This is a genomic window from Pantoea ananatis PA13, from assembly GCF_000233595.1.
GTDB lineage: Bacteria > Pseudomonadota > Gammaproteobacteria > Enterobacterales > Enterobacteriaceae > Pantoea > Pantoea ananatis.
Window position 1 is genome coordinate 427,489 of the sequence record NC_017554.1, and the last position, 20,681, is coordinate 448,169.

The 20,681-nt window shown below is 54.6% G+C and carries 23 protein-coding genes; 15 read left to right on the plus strand and 8 right to left on the minus strand.

Translation table 11 applies throughout. The features are described 5' to 3' along the window. The first annotated feature begins 38 nt into the window (after positions 1-38). Positions 39-1,259: a bifunctional acetylornithine/succinyldiaminopimelate transaminase gene (argD, locus tag PAGR_RS01960; RefSeq protein ID WP_013027494.1), complete on the plus strand. Its 1,221-nt coding sequence runs from the start codon at positions 39-41 to the stop codon at positions 1,257-1,259. 1 nt (position 1,260) lies between these two features. Here the strand turns inward: argD and PAGR_RS01965 are convergent, their stop codons facing one another. Both PAGR_RS01965 and crp read right to left on the minus strand, forming a co-directional pair. Continuing rightward, positions 1,261-3,336: a YccS/YhfK family putative transporter gene (locus PAGR_RS01965; protein ID WP_014604862.1), complete on the minus strand. Its 2,076-nt coding sequence runs from the start codon at positions 3,334-3,336 to the stop codon at positions 1,261-1,263. Positions 3,337-3,394: 58 nt separating this feature from the next. Next, on the minus strand, positions 3,395-4,027 hold the full coding sequence (crp, locus tag PAGR_RS01970) for a cAMP-activated global transcriptional regulator CRP (protein ID WP_000242758.1): 633 nt from the start codon (positions 4,025-4,027) through the stop codon (positions 3,395-3,397). A gap of 303 nt (positions 4,028-4,330) precedes the next feature. On the opposite strand from crp, the gene PAGR_RS01975 reads away from it, so the two are divergent. Beyond that, a complete protein-coding gene (locus PAGR_RS01975) occupies positions 4,331-4,735 on the plus strand; it encodes an OsmC family protein (RefSeq protein ID WP_013027492.1) in 405 nt (134 codons plus the stop codon). A gap of 29 nt (positions 4,736-4,764) precedes the next feature. Here PAGR_RS01975 and PAGR_RS01980 read toward each other — a convergent pair whose 3' ends face one another. From PAGR_RS01980 to PAGR_RS01990, 3 genes are all read right to left on the minus strand, one after another. Continuing rightward, positions 4,765-5,634: a phosphoribulokinase gene (locus tag PAGR_RS01980; protein ID WP_013027491.1), complete on the minus strand. Its 870-nt coding sequence runs from the start codon at positions 5,632-5,634 to the stop codon at positions 4,765-4,767. 61 nt (positions 5,635-5,695) lie between these two features. Then, the gene (locus PAGR_RS01985) at positions 5,696-5,914 is read right to left on the minus strand and encodes a YheU family protein (RefSeq protein WP_013027490.1); all 219 of its coding nucleotides are present in this window, start codon (positions 5,912-5,914) and stop codon (positions 5,696-5,698) included. A 4-nt stretch (positions 5,915-5,918) separates the two neighbouring features. After that, positions 5,919-6,935, minus strand: coding sequence for a hydrolase (locus PAGR_RS01990; RefSeq protein WP_014594769.1), 1,017 nt, complete (start codon positions 6,933-6,935; stop codon positions 5,919-5,921). Between the two features lie 54 nt (positions 6,936-6,989). On the opposite strand from PAGR_RS01990, the gene PAGR_RS01995 reads away from it, so the two are divergent. Continuing rightward, a complete protein-coding gene (locus tag PAGR_RS01995) occupies positions 6,990-7,592 on the plus strand; it encodes a LysE family translocator (protein WP_014604863.1) in 603 nt (200 codons plus the stop codon). Between the two features lie 2 nt (positions 7,593-7,594). Here PAGR_RS01995 and PAGR_RS02000 read toward each other — a convergent pair whose 3' ends face one another. Further along, positions 7,595-8,575 (minus strand): LacI family DNA-binding transcriptional regulator, encoded by a 981-nt coding sequence (locus PAGR_RS02000; protein ID WP_014604864.1) that lies wholly within the window; start codon positions 8,573-8,575, stop codon positions 7,595-7,597. 221 nt (positions 8,576-8,796) lie between these two features. Between PAGR_RS02000 and tauA the strand changes: the two genes are divergently transcribed. Genes tauA through tauD form a run of 4 tightly spaced genes read left to right on the plus strand, consistent with a single transcriptional unit; the run spans position 8,797 to position 12,227 of the window. Beyond that, positions 8,797-9,786, plus strand: coding sequence for a taurine ABC transporter substrate-binding protein (gene tauA / locus PAGR_RS02005; RefSeq protein ID WP_014594767.1), 990 nt, complete (start codon positions 8,797-8,799; stop codon positions 9,784-9,786). A gap of 10 nt (positions 9,787-9,796) precedes the next feature. Further along, a complete protein-coding gene (gene tauB / locus PAGR_RS02010; protein WP_014604865.1) occupies positions 9,797-10,564 on the plus strand; it encodes a taurine ABC transporter ATP-binding subunit in 768 nt (255 codons plus the stop codon). Beyond that, entirely contained in the window at positions 10,561-11,391 is an 831-nt protein-coding gene (gene tauC, locus PAGR_RS02015) for a taurine ABC transporter permease TauC (RefSeq protein ID WP_013027484.1), read from the plus strand. The genes tauB and tauC overlap by 4 nt, the downstream gene beginning before the upstream one ends. Next, positions 11,388-12,227, plus strand: a complete 840-nt coding sequence (gene tauD, locus PAGR_RS02020) for a taurine dioxygenase (RefSeq protein WP_014604866.1) — start codon at positions 11,388-11,390, stop codon at positions 12,225-12,227. Before tauC ends, tauD begins: the two co-directional genes overlap by 4 nt. Positions 12,228-12,292: 65 nt before the next feature. On the opposite strand, the gene PAGR_RS02025 is transcribed toward tauD, so the two are convergent. Further along, the gene (locus PAGR_RS02025) at positions 12,293-14,197 is read right to left on the minus strand and encodes an ABC transporter ATP-binding protein (RefSeq protein WP_014604867.1); all 1,905 of its coding nucleotides are present in this window, start codon (positions 14,195-14,197) and stop codon (positions 12,293-12,295) included. Between the two features lie 111 nt (positions 14,198-14,308). Here PAGR_RS02025 and kefG point away from each other — a divergent pair, with 111 nt between their 5' ends. The 4 genes from kefG (at position 14,309) to slyD (ending at position 17,641) form a co-directional block, all read left to right on the plus strand. Further along, a complete protein-coding gene (kefG, locus tag PAGR_RS02030; protein WP_013027481.1) occupies positions 14,309-14,860 on the plus strand; it encodes a glutathione-regulated potassium-efflux system ancillary protein KefG in 552 nt (183 codons plus the stop codon). Then, positions 14,861-16,666, plus strand: coding sequence for a glutathione-regulated potassium-efflux system protein KefB (gene kefB / locus PAGR_RS02035; RefSeq protein WP_013027480.1), 1,806 nt, complete (start codon positions 14,861-14,863; stop codon positions 16,664-16,666). Positions 16,667-16,689: 23 nt separating this feature from the next. Continuing rightward, a complete protein-coding gene (locus tag PAGR_RS02040) occupies positions 16,690-16,884 on the plus strand; it encodes a YheV family putative zinc ribbon protein (RefSeq protein WP_006120567.1) in 195 nt (64 codons plus the stop codon). A 196-nt stretch (positions 16,885-17,080) separates the two neighbouring features. Then, the gene (slyD, locus tag PAGR_RS02045; RefSeq protein WP_014604868.1) at positions 17,081-17,641 is read left to right on the plus strand and encodes a peptidylprolyl isomerase; all 561 of its coding nucleotides are present in this window, start codon (positions 17,081-17,083) and stop codon (positions 17,639-17,641) included. A gap of 84 nt (positions 17,642-17,725) precedes the next feature. On the opposite strand, the gene PAGR_RS02050 is transcribed toward slyD, so the two are convergent. Next, positions 17,726-17,944 (minus strand): protein SlyX, encoded by a 219-nt coding sequence (locus PAGR_RS02050; protein WP_013027478.1) that lies wholly within the window; start codon positions 17,942-17,944, stop codon positions 17,726-17,728. Positions 17,945-18,214: 270 nt separating this feature from the next. Between PAGR_RS02050 and fkpA the strand changes: the two genes are divergently transcribed. The 4 genes from fkpA to tusC all read left to right on the plus strand — a co-directional run bounded on the left by fkpA (position 18,215) and on the right by tusC (position 20,678). Continuing rightward, positions 18,215-19,051 carry an FKBP-type peptidyl-prolyl cis-trans isomerase gene (gene fkpA, locus PAGR_RS02055; RefSeq protein WP_024471368.1) on the plus strand — a complete coding sequence of 279 codons (837 nt, stop codon included), beginning with the start codon at positions 18,215-18,217 and terminating at the stop codon, positions 19,049-19,051. Between the two features lie 159 nt (positions 19,052-19,210). After that, positions 19,211-19,933: a helix-turn-helix transcriptional regulator gene (locus tag PAGR_RS02060; RefSeq protein ID WP_014604869.1), complete on the plus strand. Its 723-nt coding sequence runs from the start codon at positions 19,211-19,213 to the stop codon at positions 19,931-19,933. Next, complete coding sequence (gene tusD / locus PAGR_RS02065; RefSeq protein WP_013027475.1) at positions 19,933-20,319, plus strand: sulfurtransferase complex subunit TusD; 387 nt, start codon at positions 19,933-19,935, stop codon at positions 20,317-20,319. The genes PAGR_RS02060 and tusD overlap by 1 nt, the downstream gene beginning before the upstream one ends. Then, positions 20,319-20,678, plus strand: a complete 360-nt coding sequence (tusC, locus tag PAGR_RS02070; RefSeq protein ID WP_014604870.1) for a sulfurtransferase complex subunit TusC — start codon at positions 20,319-20,321, stop codon at positions 20,676-20,678. The genes tusD and tusC overlap by 1 nt, the downstream gene beginning before the upstream one ends. Positions 20,679-20,681 lie beyond the last annotated feature (3 nt).

The window sequence follows — 20,681 nt, forward strand, 5'->3', positions numbered from 1 at the left end:
TTCATCGTGACTCAACGAATCAGTTAATGAGGTTGTCAATGACAGCGGAAAATATGGCAGTAACGCGTGAGACGTTCGATCAGGTTATTTTGCCTGTTTATGCACCTGCTCAGTTTGTACCGGTAAAAGGCAAAGGAAGCCGCGTCTGGGATCAACAGGGTAAAGAATATATCGACTTCTCTGGCGGCATTGCCGTGACCGCTCTGGGCCATTGCCACCCGGCGCTGGTTGAGACCCTGAAGAAACAGGGCGAAACCTTATGGCATACCAGCAATGTGTTTACCAATGAACCTGCGCTGCGTCTGGCCAGTAAACTGATCAACGCCACGTTTGCGGAGCGGGTCTTTTTTGCTAATTCGGGGGCAGAAGCCAATGAGGCCGCGTTTAAGTTGGCTCGCTACTATGCCTGTAAACGCCACAGCCCGTTCAAAAGCAAAATCATTGCCTTTCACAACGCCTTTCACGGCCGGACGCTGTTCACCGTAACGGTGGGCGGTCAGCCCAAGTACTCCGACGGTTTTGGCCCGAAACCCGCCGATATCGTTCATGTGCCGTTCAACGATCTGGACGCGGTTAAGGCGGTGATTGACGATCACACTTGCGCCATTGTGGTGGAGCCGATTCAGGGTGAAGGCGGTGTGATGCCTGCAACACCAGCGTTTATGCAGGGGTTACGTGAACTGTGCGACAAACACCAGGCGCTGCTGGTACTGGATGAGGTGCAAAGCGGCATGGGGCGCAGCGGTAAGTTGTTTGCCTATGAGCACTACGGCGTGACGCCCGATATTCTGACCTCGGCGAAGGCGCTGGGCGGCGGTTTTCCGGTAAGCGCCATGCTGACCACCAATGAGGTAGCCTCAACCATGGCGCCTGGCGTGCATGGCACGACTTATGGCGGCAATCCGCTGGCATGCGCGATCGCAGAAACCGCGTTAGATATTATCAATACGCCAGCTGTACTGAATGGGGTAGAAATCCGCCGCCAGCAGTTTGTTGAGGCGCTCAAGGCTATTGATGCGCGTCACGACCTGTTCAGTGATATCCGTGGTAAAGGCCTGCTGATTGGTGCAGCCCTGAAGCCGCAGCATGCGGGCAAGGCGCGCGATATTCTGAATGCGTCAGCTGCGGAAGGCGTCATGGTGCTGGTGGCCGGAACAGATGTGATGCGCTTCGCACCGTCGCTGATTATCGAGCCTGCCGATATCGAAGAGGGCATGGCTCGCTTTGCCCGCGCGGTAGAGAAAGTGCTGTCTGCCTGAGTTATTTGCGGCGCAGACTGCGCAACAGCCAGCGGCCATGATGAGGCCGCTGGTTCCAGGCCAGAGAAGAGATCGTGTGCATGACTTTCAGATGCTCCAGGATGCGCCTGACGTGCTGCTCCAGTACCGTGACCGGCCCCTCATTTATATCTTCCACGCCCTGTAGCAGATCCGTCTGCGAACTTTCCCCATCATATTCCAGCCTTTGCTGACACCGTTGCAGGGCGATCTCGCACCATTGCAGGTAGTGCTCAGCCAGCGTGGGCGGCAGCATGGTATGTTCGCGTGCCAGAATGGTCATGGCGTTAATGTGCTCCACGATAAACTGGCAGTGCGTGACCCATAAGCGCATATCCTGCAGGTAGCGTGAATTAAATCCCGGCTCCTGCATGGCCTGATTCAGGGAGTTGAATACGGCGTTATGCGCCTGGTTGACCTTAACCCGCTGGTAAGCCAGCGCATCGGGTGACTGCTCCGGGCCCAGCAACATTCGCAGGGCATCCTGACAGGCCTCCAGCGCATCATGGGCATTCTGGCGCAGCAGGGCACTTTGCCACTGCGGCCACAGCCATAACATGCCCCCAAAGGCGATCAGGCAGCCCATCAGCGTATCCAGCAGGCGGGGCAGTAAAAACTGTGCCCCGTTAAGGGAGAGCAGTTGCAGCGTATAAACGGCCGTAACCGTAAATCCCACTATTGACCAGCCGTAAAACTGGCGGGTAAAACGGTAGCTGATAAAGGTAATCACCAGCATGATGCTCAGCACCAGCGGTTCAGGCACATCCAGGCGTAGCGACGCCGCCGCGATAGCCAGTCCGGCAAAGGTTCCCAGGGCCCGGTGCTGAATACGTACGCGGGTTGCGCTGTAGTTGCTCTGGCTGACAAACATGATGGTCATCAAAATCCAGTAGGGCTTAGGAATCGAAAAGAACACGGCCAGGGCGCTGCCCAGCATCAGCATGACGGAAAAACGCCCGGCCGTTCGCAGTGCGGAAGACCGCAGCGACAGATAGCTCCGCAACGCGGGCAGCAGCGGTAAACGACGCTGGCGATCGGCCATCAGGTCGCGTTGATAAAGCGGCTTTTGGGTTCGAAGCACCCGGGCGATACGGCTGAAATGATAGAGACAGAAGTTACCCACCGGATTGTCCGGATGCTGAAGGGCGATTTTCTCCAGCGCACCCAACTGCTTGTCCATATCGAAACGACCAGAGAGTTGGTGATACAGAATATCGTCGGCCAGCGCGCGCAGCCGGGCTGAAATCGTTCTGGCGTTCCAGCGGATGACGGCTTCAGCATGGCTTTGCTCGACCAGCTTCTGGACCTCTTCCGGCTGATGCAGGCTGACGGAGATATGCTCCTGCAGATCCAGTGCTACCTGAAACGCCCGGGTCAGGCGTTTGTGGCTGTGATCGCGACTCGCAGACAGCATATGCATTTGCTGATAGCAGGTGTTGATCAGATCGATCGCTTTTTGCTGACGCGCCAGCAGGGGCGGCAGGGCTTTTTCCGGATCAGTCAGCTGCGTCAATAAGCTGTACTTGGCGTCACAGTAATTTGCCAGCTCACGGTAGATCAGGCTCAGGCTTTCGCGCATCGGCTGCTCTTTCCACAGCCAGAACCAAAACCAGTTGAACAGGCCATACCAGAGCGTTCCACCGATATAGAGCAGGGGCGGAACGTAAATGGGCATACGGCCAATCAGGCTGAGGGTAAAAATTGCCGCGATTAACGTGCCGGGCAGCAGTCGGGCGTGCAGCGGACTGATCTCTCCGGTGACGCCAAGCAGCAAAGGCAGGGCAAACAGGATGAGCGGCAGCGGCACGTCTTTAAGCAGCAGCCACTGCATCAGTAAACTGCCAAGGGCAAACAGGCTGCCGCCGATGATCAGGCGTTTAAAGAAGCGTTTGTGGGGCGTGTCCAGACCGGCAATGTTGCAGCAGGCGGGAACCAATGAGAACAGTAATCCTTTTTGCAGATCGCCGAACAGCCAGCCGAGCGCTACGGGAAGGCACAACACCAGCGTCTGGCGCAGCGCATAGTTAACTTCGGGGTGATAGATTATTCTTCGCCACATCGGCTCAACACAAGACATTCACGGCATAATGTCGCCATCACGCCGTGAACAGTCAGGCTTAGCGTGTGCCGTAAACAACGATGGTTTTGCCGTGTGCGGAGATCAGGTTCTGATCTTCCAGCATCTTCAAGATACGGCCCACGGTTTCACGTGAACAACCAACGATTTGGCCAATTTCCTGACGAGTAATTTTAATTTGCATGCCGTCAGGATGCGTCATGGCATCTGGCTGTTTAGCCAGATTAAGCAACGTTTGTGCAATGCGTCCGGTCACATCCAGGAAAGCGAGATTTCCCACTTTTTCTGACGTCACCTGCAGACGGCGAGCCATCTGAGAAGAAAGGCGCATCAAAATATCCGGGTTAACCTGAATGAGCTGACGGAATTTCTTGTAGGAAATCTCTGCCACTTCGCACGCAGTTTTCGCACGTACCCAGGCGCTGCGCTCCTGACCTTCTTCAAACAGGCCAAGCTCACCAATAAAATCGCCTTGATTCAGATAAGAAAGAATCATCTCTTTGCCTTCTTCATCCTTAATCAGTACCGCGACGGAACCTTTCACGATGTAGTAAAGCGTTTCGGCTTTTTCACCTTGGTGAATCAGCGTACTTTTGGATGGATACTTGTGAATATGGCAATGGGACAGGAACCATTCAAGTGTAGGGTCTGTTTGCGGTTTGCCGAGAACCATTCGCTATTATCCTCTATTGTAATCGTGCCCAAAATACAGGGCTCAGTTTCCCTGCCAGGCGATGAAAGCGTTAAGCGTGTTTCCATTCAGGAAATTATTCGGGCTGCATTTGCGCAGAGCGCATCATTCTTCCCGGCTTCGTCTTCGGATGACGAAAAATATTTTCAGCACTGTTTGTAGCACAGCTTTCGCCGACTGTCTTGTGTTGTCTCGCTTCAGCAATAAGGCTGATTTCTCCGGATTGCTGTTTACCAGGCAAAAGCGTACTCTGACGCAAAAACAGGGCATTCTGGGGGCCAGATTATGCAGGCAAGAGTCAAATGGGTTGAAGGGTTAACATTCCTCGGCGAGTCTTCGTCCGGACATCAGGTCTTAATGGACGGCAATTCCGGCGATAAAGCGCCCAGCCCTATGGAAATGGTGCTGATGGCGGCCGGCGGATGCAGCGCCATTGATGTGGTATCAATTTTGCAAAAAGGTCGCAACGATGTGGCTGATTGCGAAGTAAAACTCGAATCAGAACGCCGGGAAGAAGCGCCTCGCATCTTTACCCGCATCAACCTGCATTTTATCGTCAGTGGAAAAGCACTTTCAGATAAAGCCGTGGCGCGTGCGGTCGACCTTTCAGCTGAGAAGTATTGCTCGGTTGCCATTATGTTAGGCAAAGGGGTGGAAATTACCCACAGTTACGAAGTTATCGAGCTGTAATTATTCAGAGGCCAGCGCGGCCTCTGATTTTATTCAATGCGTTTGCCTTCCATGAGCCGTTTTACCAGCGGTGCCATAATTAATTCCATCGCCAGCCCCATTTTCCCGCCAGGTACAACCAGCGTGTTGATATTGGAAATAAACGATCCCTGCAGCATAGCCAGTAGGTAGGGAAAATCAATATCTTCCAGCCCCTGAAAGTGGATGACGACAAAACTTTCATCCAGTGAAGGAATGGTGCGTGCCGCAAAGGGGTTAGAGGTGTCGACGGTTGGAACCCGCTGAAAGTTAATATGGGTGCGTGAGAACTGCGGCGTAATGAAATTGATGTAATCTTCCATTGAGCGCACCACCGAATCCATTACGGCTTCACGCGAATGACCGCGTTCACCGGTATCGCGTACCAGCTTCTGAATCCACTCCAGGTTAACGATGGGGACGACGCCGACCAGTAAATCCACTTTTTCAGCGACGTTGTGCTGAGCCGTCACGACGCCGCCGTGCAGTCCTTCATAAAACAGCACGTCCGTATCCGGTGGCAGCGGCTGCCACGGGGTAAAGGTACCTGGCACCTGATTCCAGGGCACCGCTTCGTCGTAGGTATGCAGGTATTTACGTGACTGGCCCTTGCCCTGATCACCGTATTCAACAAAGGTCTGCTCCAGCAGACCGAAATCATTCGCCTCCGGGCCAAAGTAGCTGATATGGCGACCCAGATCGCGCGCCTTACGGATAGCCATATCCATTTCAGGCCGGGTAAATCGGTGGAAACTGTCCCCTTCCAGCTCGGCCGCGTGCAAATTGAGTTGCTGAAAAATTTTACGGAATGCGAGGCTGGTGGTAGTGGTTCCGGCACCGCTGGAACCTGTTACCGCGATAATCGGATGACGTGCCGACATAGTGAAACTCCCTGTGAAATCAGGCGATGAGCATTGTTAGCACGATTTTTCGTTCTGTGCATCAGCCACGGAACTCACTTTTGCGCATGATGTTGACCGATTCGTGAAGCTCAGACCAGACCAGCACGACTTCACCTTGCTGCAGCTGGCGTCGCACATTGGCGACTTTTTCGGTCAGGCTGAGTTCCTGTTCGCCGTAGTCGGTACCTTCGCGCAGAACAAAGGCTTCAATAACGTTTTCAAGGGTTTCGGGAGAAACCTGTTGCCAGGGAATAATCACAGGGTTAGCTATCCAGATAAGGGGAAATCCACTGCGGCACGCGCTGTTCCAGCCACAATTCAGGCTGACGCAGGGTACCACTCACAAATCCAACATGACCACCGTGTGTTGTCAGCTGATAGGTAATAGTGGCAGATAACTGGTCATTCTGCGGGATCACCTCATCGCTCATAAAGGGGTCATCTTTTGCATGGATAATCAGCAACGGTTTTGTCACCGATCTCAGCAACGGCAGGGCGCTGGCACGGCGATAATAGTCCGTGGCGTCGGCAAAGCCATGCGCCCGGGCCGTGATGGCGTCGTCAAAATCACGCAGGCGACGCAGGGCATTCAGCTGACTGAGATTGACCGGTAAGGTGTCGGGCCATGCGTGCAGCTTGCGCCTGGCATTCTTTTTAAGCTGGCTCAGCAGGTAACGCTGATAAATTTGGGAAAACCCGCGTTCCAGTCGGGCGCTACAGGGTTCAAGCATCAAGGGTGCCGAAACGATAACGCCGGCATCCAGCGCAACGTCACTGCCCTGTTGGCCCAGCAGGCAACCCAGCATATTCCCGCCCAGCGAAAACCCCACAGCTGCAGTAGGAACCTGTCCCCAGCGGGCCTTCAGCCAGGTCAGGAAAAAGCGTGCATCTTCCGTCTCGCCGGAGTGGTAAATCCGGTTTAGCCTGTTCGGCTCGCCGCTACAGCCGCGAAAATGCATCACTACGGCCAGCCAGCCACGTTGCCTGCAGACTTGCATCAGGCCATGGATGTAGGGACTGTGGAAGCTTCCTTCCAGACCATGAAACAGCACCACGCGTGGTTTATGCGCGGCAAACTGTGGATCTTCACTCCAGGCCAGATCGACAAAATCACCATCGGGTAAATCCAGCCGCTGCCAGTGAGGCGTTAACGCTAGAGTACGGCGGAACAGGCGCGGCAGTATGGTTTGCACATGCGGATTGGTCAGGCCGCGCATGGGGCTGAACGCCGCGCCGTCCGGGCCCGAAAATTTCATGTTGTAAAGGCTTGTCTGTTCCATATCACACTGTTAGCTTCGATAAGTTTTCACATAATGGAGGGAGAACCCGGATTAATGGAACTCAGTCTTTTTTTATCAATGTTAGGGTTTCTCTGGGTCGCGGCGATTACACCCGGACCTAATAATATGTTACTCACCGCCTCGGGCGCCAACTTTGGCTTTTTCCGAACCCTTCCGTTAATGGTCGGCATCATGATTGGTATGCAACTGATGCTACTGATGGTGGCGTTTGGCGTAGGGGGATTGATCCTGCTCTATCCCTCACTGCACCTTATCCTGAAAGTTGCCGGGAGCCTCTATCTTCTGTGGCTGGCATGGAAAATTGCGACCGCCGCATACGAAAAGCTGGAGACCGATGCGGCACCGGTCGCGCCCATGCCCTTCTGGCAGGGAGGATTGTTGCAGTTGATCAATCCCAAAGCCTGGTTAATGGCCCTGGGGGCGATAGCCAGCTTTAGCCTGGCCGGTGCCGGATATCGCCACTCTGTCCTGTTAATCAGCGTAGGGATGGTGATGGTCAATCTGGTCGCGGGCATCATCTGGATGGGGTTTGGCGCGATGATTGGCCGTGTTTTACGCAGTCCGCGCGCGTGGAAGATATTTAACCTCAGTATGGGGCTGTTAACCGCAGCCTGCGTACTGCTCATCTGGCGCTGACGTTAACTGGAGGCGCGTTCCAGGCGCTTCCAGGGCAGCACCTCCCTGACAACCGGCGCATGGGGCTGACGGATTTTTTTCAGCAGCAACTGTACGCTGCGGGCGCCCAGCTCATTCATCGGTTGCTCTATGGTGGTCAAAGGCGGATTCAGGCTGCCGGTAAAGGGAATACCGTCAAACCCGACCACAGCCAAATCCTCGGGCACGCGCAAGCCTGCTTCCAGCGCCGCATGCACGACGCCGACCGCCAGTACATCGGACACGGCAAAGACCGCGTCTGGTCGCTCGGGTGAGTGCAACATCTCCCGTAAAGCCCGACTGCCTTCTTCACAGGAAATATCCGCAGTATAGACGACCTTAGACCAGCCCAAATCCGTTTGCTCAATGGCCTGGCGATAACCCTGCTCACGATACTGGGAATACAGATAACGCATGTCACCGTTGACCAGTGCAATGCGTTGGCGGCCTCTGGCAGCAAGGTAATGTACGGTATCGCGCGCAGCCTCAAGATGATCGATGGAGACCGAGGATGCCGCAATCTGGGGATCAAACTCTGAGCACTGCACCCAGGGCGCATCTCCAATGATATCGATAAGGCTTTCCAGCCCGGCCGCCGCGTCCATGGTAATGACGCCATCAACGACTTTGCCTGTGAGCAGCGTCAGGTAAGCGGCTTCGCGTTTAAACTGCGAGGCGGAATTACACAACAGGATATGGTAGCCATGCATTTCGGCTTCCGCTTCAATGCCTTGCACCACCCTGGAACAAAAGGGATTGGTGATATCTGAAATCAGCACCAGCAGCATATGGCTTTGTGAGGTACGCAACTGACGCGCTAACAGGTTTGGCTGATAGCCGCTGGTTGAAATGGCATCCAGCACTTTCTGGCGCGTATCCGCTTTCACACCTGGATGAGCGTTAAGCACGCGGGATACCGTGGCTTTAGACACGCCAGCTAACAGGGCAACTTTGTCGATCGACATCGAACTCGCAGGCCTCACCGGGAGCAAATAATAGCGCATATCAATAGCACACCCAGCATGTGAGCGCCTGACAAATTTATGGCTTTTTGTCTGAATTTTAATTTGCATATAACAGCAATCTATTGCAGATGATGATCTAAGAATTTCTTTCTATTAGGGATAACTTTTAATTCCTTTGTGAAATTAATCCTGCCAGCAACACTGCCCACATCATAAAAGTGATGGGGAAAATCATGTTAAAAGGGCAGTCAACCATTTTGGCTACTGTGCTGGCACTGCTGGCGTTTCAGGCCGGCGCGGTCGACGTGACGGTGGCGTATCAAACCTCTGCCGAACCGGCCAAGGTGGCGCAGGCAGATAACACTTTTGCTAAAGAGAGCGGCGCAACGGTAGCCTGGCGCAAATTCGACAGTGGGGCGGGCGTATTGCGCGCCCTGGCATCCGGAGATGTGCAGATAGGCAATATTGGGTCCAGTCCGCTAGCGGTTGCGGCGACGCAGCAACTCCCGATAGAAGCGTTTTTGCTCGCCTCTCAGTTGGGGAATTCAGAAGCGCTTGTTGTCAGGAAAACCATCGCCAGCCCTCAGGATCTGATTGGCAAACGCATCGCCGTCCCCTTTATCTCCACCACGCACTACAGCCTGCTTGCTGCCTTGAAGCACTGGGGAATTAAACCCTCCCAGGTCCAACTGGTGAACCTGCAGCCGCCCGCTATTGTGGCCGCCTGGCAGCGGGGCGATATCGACGGCGCGTACGTTTGGGCACCGGCTGTCAATGCACTGGAAAAGGACGGCAAGGTCCTGACAGACTCTTCTCAGGTTGGCCGCTGGGGATCGCCTACGCTGGATGTCTGGGTCGTGCGTAAAGACTTCGCACAGCAGCATCCTGATATTGTTACCGCCTTTGCCCGCAGCGCCCTTGAGGCGCAGAAAGCCTATCTGGATGACCCGGAAAAGTGGCTGAAACAGGCTGACAACCTCAGCAAGCTTTCGCGTTTAAGCGGCGTGCCAGAGCAAGCGGTTCCGGAACTGGTAAAAGGCAATACCTACCTTACGGCCGCGCAGCAGGTTAAACAGCTGGATCAGCCGGTGAACAAGGCCATCGTGGATACGGCGCAGTTTCTGAAAGCGCAGGGAAAAGTGCCGCAGGCTGGCAGTGATTACAGCCGTTATGTCACCAGCCGCTTTGTTGCCCCCTTGGCTAAACCCTGAGGAGAGCGCCATGTTACGTATCGCTCACCTGAACGCGAGTTATGGCGGCCAGCCTGTGTTGCAGGACATCACGTTACAGCTTGATAAAAAAGCGTTGATGGTCGTGCTGGGGCCGTCAGGCTGTGGCAAAACAACCCTGCTTAACCTGATCGCCGGATTTTTACCGGTTGAGTCCGGCACGGTTTCCCTGGACGGGGAGCCTGTGCGCGGGCCGGGCGCAGAGCGTGGCGTGGTGTTTCAGAACGAAGGCCTGCTGCCGTGGCGTAACGTGCTGGATAACGTGGCTTTCGGCTTGCAGATAGCCGGCATGGCGCGCCAGCAGCGTGAGGAGATTGCACGGGGTTTCATCAAAAGCGTCGGACTCGAAGGTGCGGAAAAACGCCCTATCTGGCAGCTGTCAGGAGGCCAGCGCCAGCGCGTCGGGATCGCCCGGGCGCTGGCGGCCAATCCACAACTGTTGCTGTTGGATGAGCCTTTCGGCGCACTTGACGCGTTTACGCGTGAGCAAATGCAAACCCTGTTATTAACCCTGTGGCGCAACAGCGGTAAGCAGATTCTGCTTATCACTCACGACATTGAAGAAGCCATCTTTCTGGCCAGCGAGCTGGTGCTGCTCTCTCCCGGGCCAGGGCGCGTGCAGGAAAAAATGACGCTTAATTTTGGTCAGCGTTTCGTGGAGGGCGAACCCTGCCGGAGCATTAAATCCGATCCTGATTTTATTGCCCAGCGGGAATATGTGTTGAGTCGGGTATTTGAACAGCGGGAGGCCTTTGTATGAGTGCGCTGATCAACGATGAGCCGGCCACCGTGCGCCACCGTCGCCTGCGCTGGCCTTTTTCCACCTCGTTTACGCTGAGCGCCCTGAGCCTGCTTGTGCTGCTGTTCGTCTGGTGGAGCGTGACCGCGCTGGGCCTCATTGCACCGCTGTTTTTACCTTCGCCGCAGCAGGTAGTAAGTAAGCTACTGCTGGTGGCTGGCCCGCAAGGATTTATGGACGCCACGCTGTGGCAGCATCTGTCGGCCAGTCTGACGCGGATGCTGATTGCCTTAACCGCGGCGGCGGCGATCGGCATCCCGGTGGGGATCGCGATGGGCATCAGCCCGGTCGTGCGTGCGTTGATCGATCCGCTGATTGAGCTGTACCGGCCCGTACCGCCGCTGGCGTATTTGCCGCTGATGGTGATCTGGTTTGGTATTGGCGAGACCTCGAAAATCCTGTTGATTTATCTGGCTATATTCGCCCCGGTGGTGCTGTCGACGGTGGCGGGCGTGCGTCATGCTCAGCAGGTTCGTCTGCGTGCGGCGGCCTCGTTGGGAGCGACCCGCTGGCAACAGCTGCGTTGGGTCATTTTGCCTGGCGCCCTGCCGGAGATACTGACCGGGTTACGGATTGGTCTGGGCGTGGGATGGTCAACGCTGGTGGCTGCCGAGTTAATCGCGGCAACCCGAGGCTTGGGTTTTATGGTGCAGTCGGCGGGCGAGTTTCTTGCTACGGATGTGGTGCTGGCAGGGATCGCGGTCATTGCCGTGATTGCGTTTGGTTTAGAGCTGAGTCTGCGTGCGTTGCAACGCCGGTTAACGCCCTGGAATGGAGAGCAAAAATGAACGAAAAGTTAGCCATCAAGCCGCTGGGGCCTTTTATCGGTGCCCAGGTCGGCAACCTTGATGTATCACGTCCCCTCAGCGACGCGCAGTTTGAACAGCTTTATCATGCGCTGCTGCGTCACCAGGTGCTGTTCCTGCGCGAACAGGTCATTACGCCCGAGCAGCATCGCGCACTGGCGATTCGCTTTGGCGATCTCCATATTCATCCGGTTTACCCTCATGCCGAGGGCGTGGAAGAGATCATCGTTCTGGACACGCACCTGGATAATCCGCCGGATAATGACAACTGGCATACCGATGTGACCTTTATTCAAACGCCGCCCGCCGTGGCGTTACTTGCGTCTAAAGTGCTGCCTGAGTCTGGGGGCGATACGTTGTGGACCAGCGGCATTGCCGCTTACGAGGCGCTGTCTGCGCCTTTTAAGACATTACTGGCTGAGTTACGTGCAGAGCATGACTTTACCAAGGCGTTTCCTGAATATAAGCATCGCAAGACGGAAGAGGCGCATCGGCAGTGGCAGCAGGCTGTGGCGAAAAATCCCCCCGTTTATCATCCGGTGATCCGCACCCATCCCGTGAGTGGCAAGAAGGCCCTGTTTGTCAACGAGGGGTTTACTACGCGAATTATGGATATCAGTCAGAAAGAGAGCGACGCGCTACTGGGCTTTTTGTTTGCCCACGTGACCCGGCCCGAGTTTCAGGTGCGCTGGCGCTGGCAGCCAAACGACCTGGCTATCTGGGACAACCGGGTGACACAGCACTATGCGAATGCGGACTACTATCCGGCGAGGCGAGTGATGCAGCGGGCGACGGTGCTAGGTGACCGGCCTTATTGATCCGCACCCGGCGCTGGAGCCGGTGCGGAGGAGTAAGGCAAGAGCAAGAAACATCACCGCCTTTATCAGGCGGTGAGCATGGCTTCCAGTTTTTCCTGTGCATCCAGCCAGGCCATCTCCACCTCTTCCAGGGCCGATTTACTCTCGGCCTGTTTTTGTAGCGCGGCGCTGAGATCGGCCTTACGGCTTTGCTCATAGAGGGCGCTGTCTGAGAGCAGGGCTTCGGCGTCGGCGAGCTGGCTTTGCCATTTTGCCATCTGCTTTTCCAGCTTCTCAATTTCTTTACGCAGCGGCTGGGTCTGCGTGCGCAGCTCCGCTTCACGGCGCTTCTGGTCCTTGCGCGCCTGAGCGCTGTTGCCGGAATCCTGCCTGGGTGCCGCATCCTGCTGAGACTGCTGTTTTTGCAGGTCGCTCAGCCACTGCTGATAGTCTTCCAGATCGCCGGGAAACACATCTACGCTGCCATCGTGAACCAGATAGAGATCGTCCGTGGTGGCACGTAACAGATGACGATCGTGCGAAACCACCACTAACGCGCCTTCGAAATCGATAAGCGCTTCGGTGAGTGCCTGGCGCATATCCAGATCCAGATGGTTGGTTGGCTCATCCAGCAGCAGCAGGTTAGGGCGCTGCCAGACAATCAGCGCCAGCACCAGGCGCGCCTTTTCTCCACCGGAGAAACGCGCTGTTATCTCTGTGACTTTATCACCCTGAAAACCAAAACCGCCGAGATAGTCACGTAACTGCTGCTCCAGCACTTTTGGCGCGATACGGGACAGGTGCTGTAAAGGGGACTCGTCGGCGCGCAGGAACTCCAGCTGATGCTGGGCGAAGTAACCCAGCTTGATGCCTTTTGCCAGCCCAATCTCACCCTCTTTGGCACTGAGCTCACCGGCCAGCAGCTTAATCAGGGTCGATTTACCGGCGCCGTTGCGCCCCAGCAGGCCAATACGTGAGCCGGGCACCAGGTTAAGCTTAATGGCATCAAGAATGATGCGATCGCCATAGCCTGCGGTGACTTTTTCCATTTTCAGCAGCGGATTCGGCAGGCTCTCCGGTGCACGAAAGCTGAAGCTGAAGGGGTTATCCACGTGCGCTGGCGCAATCAGCTCCATGCGCTCCAGCATCTTGATGCGGCTTTGGGCCTGCTTCGCCTTGGTTGCCTGAGCACGGAAGCGATCAATATATTTCTGCAGATGCGCCACTTTTTCCTGCTGGCTCTGATATAACGCCTGCTGCTGGGCCAGTTTGGCGCCGCGCTGGCGTTCGAAGGAGCTGTAGTTCCCGGTGTACTCCATCATCGTCTGCTGCTCGATGTGGATAATTTTATCCACCACGGGATCGAGAAAATCGCGATCGTGCGAGATCAGGATCAGCGTACCTTCATAGCTTTTCAGCCAGCGCTCCAGCCAGATAACCGCATCCAGATCGAGGTGGTTGGTCGGTTCATCCAGCAGCAACAAATCTGAGCGGCACAGTAACGCCTGAGCCAGGTTTAGCCGCATGCGCCAGCCGCCCGAAAAGTCGCTTACCGGGCGCTGAAGCTGCTCCTGACTAAATCCCAGTCCATGCAGCAGGCTCGAGGCGCGTGACTGGATGGTCCAGGCCTGAATGGTATCGAGCTTTCCGTGTACCAAAGCAATGGCATTTCCGTCATTTCTGATGTTCGCCTCTGCCAGTTCTGCCTCAAGCTGGCGGTATTCACGATCGCCATCGATCACATAGTCAAGGGCGGCCTGGCTCAGGGCAGGGGTTTCCTGATTTACCCAGGCCAGTGACCAGTTGCCAGGAAAGGTGAATGAGCCAGCATCGCTGCTGATCTCGCCTTTCAGCAACGACAGCAGCGTGGATTTTCCACAGCCGTTTTTACCCACCAGTCCGACTTTTTGGCCGGGATTGATGGTGGCGGTCGCGTTATCGAGCAGAACGCGAATACCGCGGCGAATTTGTAGGGCAGAGAAGACAATCATAAGCGCCGTATCGTCAGAATATGTTAATTTACCTGCAACATAATTGGGTTTTTGTTGCGTTGTGCATGGTAGCGGAAATCTGCACCAATGACGACGCTTTGGAGGGAAAGGATGTCGCAGCCACCTAAGATTTTGCTGCTTTTTGCTCATCCTGAAGCACAGGATTCAAAGGCAAATCGCATTTTGCTGGAGGCGGCAGAGAAAACAGAACATGTCACCGTTCACGATCTCTATGCTGCCTACCCGGATTTTTTTATTGATGTCTACCACGAGCAACAGCTGCTGCGTGAGCATGATGTGATTATTTTTCAACATCCGCTTTACACCTACAGCTGCCCGGCGCTGTTAAAAGAGTGGCTGGATCGCGTGCTGTCGCGCGGCTTTGCCAACGGCGTGGATGGTAATGCGCTCGAAGGCAAATACTGGCGCAGTATTGTGACCACCGGTGAGCCAGAGTCCGCCTTTCAGCGCCAGGGGCTAAATCGCTACGCCATGAATGACATTTTACGTCCCTTCGAGCTGACGGCGCAGATGTGCCGCATGCACTGGATGCCGCCGATGATTATTTACTGGGCTCGCCGTCAGGATCCCGATTTACTGAAAAACTATGCCCGCGCTTACAGCGACTGGCTGGCAGCACCGCTGCCAAATGGAGGGTTATAAATGGAAGGACAAACGCTACTGACCGCGGGGGTAATCTATCTCGTTGCGGCGGTGCTGATCGTACCGGTAGCGGCGCGTCTCGGTATTGGCGCGGTTTTAGGGTACTTGCTGGCCGGTATTGCTATCGGGCCATGGGGACTAGGGTTTATTAGCGACGTCGATGAGATTCTGCACTTTTCTGAGCTGGGCGTCGTGTTTCTGATGTTTATCATCGGGCTGGAGCTTAATCCGGCAAAGCTTTGGGCGCTGCGCCGTTCTATTTTTGGTATCGGTGCGGCGCAGGTGATTTTTTCAGCGGCCATTCTCGGCGTATTGCTGTGGCTGACCAAATTTGACTGGCGAGCGGCGGTTATTGGCGGCATTGGTTTGGCAATGTCATCCACGGCGATGGCGCTCCAGCTGATGCGCGACAAGGGAATGAATCGCAGTGAAGCCGGGCAGTTAGGCTTTTCAGTACTGCTGTTCCAGGATCTGGCCGTCATTCCAGCTCTGGCATTGATTCCGCTGCTGGCAGGCAATGACAGCGGCAGTATCGACTGGATGAAAGTGGGCATGAAGGTGCTGGCCTTCGCTGGCATGTTAGTGGGTGGCCGTTATTTGCTGCGCCCCATTTTTCGTTATATCGCGGCATCGGGCGTACGCGAGGTGTTTACCGCTGCTTCACTGCTGCTGGTATTAGGATCGGCGCTGTTTATGGATGCGCTGGGATTGTCCATGGCGCTGGGGACATTTATCGCCGGCATTCTGCTGGCGGAAAGTGAATACCGGCATGAGCTGGAAGTGGCGATTGAGCCGTTTAAAGGTTTGCTGCTGGGGCTGTTTTTTATCTCAGTCGGCATGGCGCTGAATCTTGGCGTGCTCTATACCCATATTATCGCGATTTTGCTGGGCGTACTGGCGCTGGTAGCGGTAAAAATCCTGGTTTTATACGTACTGGCACGTATTTATGGTCTGCGCAGCTCGGAGCGCCAGCAGTTTGCCGGTGTACTGAGTCAGGGCGGTGAGTTTGCCTTCGTCCTGTTTTCAGCCGCGTCATCCGCCAAACTGTTTTCGGGCGATCAACTTCCGCTTCTGCTGGTAACCGTGACGCTGTCCATGATGACGACGCCACTGTTGATGCAAGGCATTGACCGTCTGTTAGCACGTCGTTTCAATGAAATCGACGAAGATGCTGAAAAGCCGTTCGTTGAAGACGATCAGCCGCAGGTTATTGTGGTGGGCTTTGGTCGTTTTGGTCAGGTCGTTGGCCGCTTGCTGATGGCGAACAATAAACGTATCACGGTACTGGAGCGCGATATCAGCGCGGTGAGCCTGATGCGTAAATATGGCTACAAGGTTTATTATGGCGATGCCACCGAGCTGGAGCTACTGCGTGCAGCCGGGGCGGCCAGTGCGCAATCCATTGTGATTACCTGCAGTAATCCGGAAGATGCCATGACGATTGTCCATCTCTGCCAGCAGCATTTTCCGCATCTGCACATCATGGCGCGTGCTCGCGGCCGCGTAGAAGCCCACGAGCTACTTCAGGCGGGCGTTACGCAGTTCTCGCGTGAAACCTTTTCCAGTGCGCTGGAACTGGGGCGTAAAACATTGATGTCGTTGGGTATGCATCCGCATCAGGCGCACCGCGCACAGCAGCATTTCCGTCGGCTGGATATGCGCATGTTACGGGAACTGATGCCCGCCCATTCCGACAATGCACAGATTTCTCGTGCGCGTGAAGCCCGTCGGGAACTTGAAGATATCTTCCAGCGTGAAATGCAGCATGAACGGCGTCAGATCCATGACTGGGACGACGATCAGTAATCAGAGAAGGCAGGTAGAGCATCATGCGTAAACGTTTTATTGCCGGTGCGGTTTGTCCGCACTGCCAGGAAAAAGACACGCTGGCCATGTGGCGTGAAAACAATGTCGATGTGGTTGAGTGTGTGAAGTGCGGCCATCAAATGCGCGAAGCGGATAAACAGGCACGCGATCAGGTTCGCAGCAATGAGCAGGTGATCGGAATTTTCCATCCCGAGTAGCGAAATGGCCCAGCTTTTTTTAAGCTTAACCACACAGCGGGATTGAATTCCGTTACAATTGACGCCATTAACGCTGTGGTCGCAAGAGAAAAAGATAACCTCTTGTACTCAGCCCCGAACCTTTCTGGTTGGTGTTATTGCACGCAAGAATAGACCAATGAGACGGGATCTTTGTTCTCAACGGTTAGGAGATATCATGAAAGTAGCAAAAGACCTGGTGGTAAGCCTGGCCTATCAGGTACGTACAGAAGACGGTGTGTTGGTTGACGAGTCACCGGTGAGTGCACCGTTAGACTATCTGCACGGTCATGGTTCCCTGATTTCTGGTCTGGAAAACGCGCTGGAAAACCACGTAGCGGGCGATAAGTTTGAGGTGCACATTCCTGCAAACGACGCTTACGGTCAGTACGATGACAACCTGGTACAGCGCGTACCAAAAGACGTTTTTATGGGCGTTGATGAATTACAGGTTGGTATGCGTTTCCTGGCAGAAACCGATCAGGGCCCAGTACCGGTTGAAATCACCGAAGTTGAAGACGAGCATGTTGTGGTTGACGGTAACCACATGCTGGCAGGTCAGAACCTGAACTTCAATGTTGAGGTGGTTGCGATTCGTGAAGCCACACCGGAAGAGCTGGCCCATGGCCACGTTCACGGTGCCGATGGTCATCATCACGATCATGACCACGACCACGATCACGGCCATGACCACGGTCAGGGTGGTTGCGGTACCGGTGGTTGCGGTTGCAGCCACTAAGTTCAAATCTGCATGTCAAGGCCACCTCCGGGTGGCCTTACTTTTTTCTGCCTGTCGCGGTGCGCGCGTCGATAACCGCCTGGATCAGTAATGAGGCGGTGGCGTTTCTTCAGAAGGATCGGCAATCATCGATGGCGCGCTGGCTTTGAACTTCTCAAGCAGCAGGCGCATATGTTCGCGCATCTTACTCATTTCAAGTTCATGCTGGACCACGGTATTGTTCAGTTGATCGATGGTCATCTCCTGAAAAGCCAGTTTACTTTCAAGCGTTTCAATACGTTGTTCCCACTCTGACTGTTGCATGACCTGTTCTCCTGTTAAGGTGCTACTCAGCGCGCAATTCTAATGGCTGACGTTGCAGAATTGCCCTATTTTTTATCTTTAATTTAGTGTTTAGCTTGAAAATGGCCCAGATGGCATCATCTCTGGTGAAACTTCCTGATGCAAAAAAGGTCGGAAGTAGACCAGGATAATTACGCTGTGGGAGTGTTCGCCACTGCCACGTAAAGTTATAGTGTGGGCCCGCAGTCCGCAATGATTCCCGAGGTGTCAGGCTTCGGTTTTGGAGAAAGGATGAAATCACTGTTCAAAGTCACATTGTTAGCTACCACCATGGCCGTTGCGCTAAATGCTCCGCTGGCAATGGCCGCAGAAACTGCAGCGGCACCGGCTGCTGCTGATGCACCTCAGACTGCTCCCCAGGCTCCAAAAAACGCTGCCTTCAAAAACGAAGATCAGCAATCTGCATATGCATTAGGTGCATCGCTGGGTCGTTACATGGACAACTCTCTGAAAGAACAAGAGAAGCTGGGCATCAAACTGGACAAACAGCAGCTGATTGCCGGTGTTCAGGATGCATTCGGTGGCAAGAGCAAACTGTCTGACGAAGAAATCGAGCAAACACTGCAGGCGTTTGAAGTGCGTGTGAAAGGCGCGGCTTCAGCCAAGATGGAAAAAGACGCGAAAGAAAACGCTGAGAAAGGGGAAGCTTACAGCGCTAAGTTTGCCAAAGAGAGCGGCGTGAAGAAAACTGACAGCGGTCTGCTTTACAAAGTAGAGAAAGAAGGCACCGGTGATGCGCCGAAAGACAGCGATACCGTGGTCGTCAACTATAAAGGTACGCTGATTGACGGTACTGAGTTCGACAACTCTTACACGCGCGGTGAGCCTCTGTCATTCCGTCTTGATGGCGTGATCCCGGGCTGGACCGAAGGCCTGAAGCACGTTAAGAAAGGCGGTAAGATTAAGCTGGTCATTCCACCGAACCTTGCTTACGGTAAAAACGGCGTTCCGGGTATTCCGGCTAACTCCACCCTGGTGTTTGATGTTGAACTGCTTGATATCAAACCTGCTCCGAAAGCGGATGAAAAAACGCAGGCCCCTGCTGCTGACGCGAAGAAATCTCAGTAATCTGTCTACCGCCACCTTCGGGTGGCGGTTTCTGTTTATGACAAACCTCTGGCATAAGCCCGCGACATTTGCCAGACTATCGCCTGCATAACTATCCCAATATTGAGTCTGCCCGTAAGCCGCTGAGACAGGCTCCAGCCATGTAGGGTGATGTCTTCAATGTCTAATCCATTCAATCCCGGTGAACTGAGCGACTTCGATCTTCTGGAGCAGCATCCGTTCGAGCAAACTGATTACGATATTCTAAAGTCGTATGAGGCCGTCGTAGATGGCCTTGCCATGTTGATTGGCTCGCATTGCGAAATCGTCCTTCACTCACTGGAGGATTTGAACTGTTCGGCCGTGCGCATTGCTAACGGCGAGCACACAGGGCGTAAAGTGGGATCGCCCATTACGGATTTAGCACTGCGCATGCTGCACGATATGCAGGGTGCAGACAGCAATGTTTCCCGTGCCTACTTTACCCGCGCGAAAAGCGGTGTGCTGATGAAGTCAGTGACCATCGCGATTCGTAACCGACAGCAGCGGGTGATTGGGCTGCTGTGTATCAATATGAACCTTGATGTTCCGTTTTCGCAGATTATGTCGACATTTCTTCCCCCTGAGATGCATCAGGTTGACTCTAACGTCAACTTCGCCAGTTCGGTAGACGACCTGGTGATGCAAACGCTGGAATTTACTATTGAAGAGGTGAGCGCCGATCGCAACGTCTCTAATAATGCCAAGAATCGTCAAATCGTATTGAACCTGTATGAGAAAGGTATTTTTGACATCAAGGACGCGATTAATCAGGTGGCGGACCGCTTAAATATTTCTAAACACACCGTGTATCTGTACATCCGTCAGTTTAAAAATGGCGACTTTCAGGGGCAGGATCGCTAATGCGCTATGCGCTGTTAGTGACGGGACCGGCTTATGGCACGCAGCAGGCGACCAGCGCCTTGCTGTTTGCCAACGCGTTGCTGGCAGCCGGCCATCAACTGGAAAGCGTGTTCTTTTACCGCGAAGGGGTGCTGAATGCGAATCAGCTGACGGCACCGGCCAGTGATGAGTTTGATCTGGTAAGGGCATGGCAGACACTCAGTCAGACTCAGGGCGTCGCGCTGAATATCTGCGTTGCGGCGGCGTTACGTCGCGGTGTGACCGACCAGCAGGAAGCGTCACGGCTGGCGCTGCCCGGCGCTAATCTTCAACCCGGCTTTACGCTGGCGGGGTTAGGCGCGCTGGCGGAAGCTCTGCTGCGTTGCGAACGTATGGTGCAGTTTTAATGAATCGTGTTGCATTTGTTTTTACCCGTGCGCCGCATGGTAGCAGCGCGGGGCGTGAAGGACTGGATGCTGCGCTGGCCACCGGCGCGTTAAGCGACGATATTGGCCTGTTTTTTATCGGCGATGGCGTGCTCCAGCTCTGCAGCGGGCAACATCCAGAAAGCATTCACGCCCGTCATTATGCCGCGACCTTTGGTGTGCTGGCGCTGTACGATATTGAGCAATGTTACCTGTGTCGGGACGCGTTACGGGATCGCGGTTTAGCGGAACGTGCGCCGCGCATGTTGGATGCTGAGATTTTAGATGCGCCGTTGCTGCGTCAAAAACTCGCGAGCTATGACCGTATTGTGACTTTTTAAGAG

Bases quoted from the DNA above. Each gene is read 5' to 3' on its own strand.
- PAGR_RS01965 (WP_014604862.1), bottom strand. From the start codon at position 3,336: ATGTGGCGAAGAATAATCTATCACCCCGAAGTTAACTATGCGCTGCGC.
- slyD (WP_014604868.1), top strand. From the start codon at position 17,081: ATGAAAGTAGCAAAAGACCTGGTGGTAAGCCTGGCCTATCAGGTACGT.
- tusC (WP_014604870.1), top strand. From the start codon at position 20,319: ATGAATCGTGTTGCATTTGTTTTTACCCGTGCGCCGCATGGTAGCAGC.
- PAGR_RS01995 (WP_014604863.1), top strand. From the start codon at position 6,990: ATGGAACTCAGTCTTTTTTTATCAATGTTAGGGTTTCTCTGGGTCGCG.
- tauD (WP_014604866.1), top strand. From the start codon at position 11,388: ATGAACGAAAAGTTAGCCATCAAGCCGCTGGGGCCTTTTATCGGTGCC.
- kefG (WP_013027481.1), top strand. From the start codon at position 14,309: ATGTCGCAGCCACCTAAGATTTTGCTGCTTTTTGCTCATCCTGAAGCA.
- tauA (WP_014594767.1), top strand. From the start codon at position 8,797: ATGGGGAAAATCATGTTAAAAGGGCAGTCAACCATTTTGGCTACTGTG.
- tauB (WP_014604865.1), top strand. From the start codon at position 9,797: ATGTTACGTATCGCTCACCTGAACGCGAGTTATGGCGGCCAGCCTGTG.
- PAGR_RS02060 (WP_014604869.1), top strand. From the start codon at position 19,211: ATGTCTAATCCATTCAATCCCGGTGAACTGAGCGACTTCGATCTTCTG.
- PAGR_RS02040 (WP_006120567.1), top strand. From the start codon at position 16,690: ATGCGTAAACGTTTTATTGCCGGTGCGGTTTGTCCGCACTGCCAGGAA.
- PAGR_RS02025 (WP_014604867.1), bottom strand. From the start codon at position 14,197: ATGATTGTCTTCTCTGCCCTACAAATTCGCCGCGGTATTCGCGTTCTG.
- crp (WP_000242758.1), bottom strand. From the start codon at position 4,027: ATGGTTCTCGGCAAACCGCAAACAGACCCTACACTTGAATGGTTCCTG.
- fkpA (WP_024471368.1), top strand. From the start codon at position 18,215: ATGAAATCACTGTTCAAAGTCACATTGTTAGCTACCACCATGGCCGTT.
- tauC (WP_013027484.1), top strand. From the start codon at position 10,561: ATGAGTGCGCTGATCAACGATGAGCCGGCCACCGTGCGCCACCGTCGC.
- PAGR_RS02000 (WP_014604864.1), bottom strand. From the start codon at position 8,575: ATGTCGATCGACAAAGTTGCCCTGTTAGCTGGCGTGTCTAAAGCCACG.
- PAGR_RS02050 (WP_013027478.1), bottom strand. From the start codon at position 17,944: ATGCAACAGTCAGAGTGGGAACAACGTATTGAAACGCTTGAAAGTAAA.
- argD (WP_013027494.1), top strand. From the start codon at position 39: ATGACAGCGGAAAATATGGCAGTAACGCGTGAGACGTTCGATCAGGTT.
- kefB (WP_013027480.1), top strand. From the start codon at position 14,861: ATGGAAGGACAAACGCTACTGACCGCGGGGGTAATCTATCTCGTTGCG.
- tusD (WP_013027475.1), top strand. From the start codon at position 19,933: ATGCGCTATGCGCTGTTAGTGACGGGACCGGCTTATGGCACGCAGCAG.
- PAGR_RS01990 (WP_014594769.1), bottom strand. From the start codon at position 6,935: ATGGAACAGACAAGCCTTTACAACATGAAATTTTCGGGCCCGGACGGC.
- PAGR_RS01975 (WP_013027492.1), top strand. From the start codon at position 4,331: ATGCAGGCAAGAGTCAAATGGGTTGAAGGGTTAACATTCCTCGGCGAG.
- PAGR_RS01980 (WP_013027491.1), bottom strand. From the start codon at position 5,634: ATGTCGGCACGTCATCCGATTATCGCGGTAACAGGTTCCAGCGGTGCC.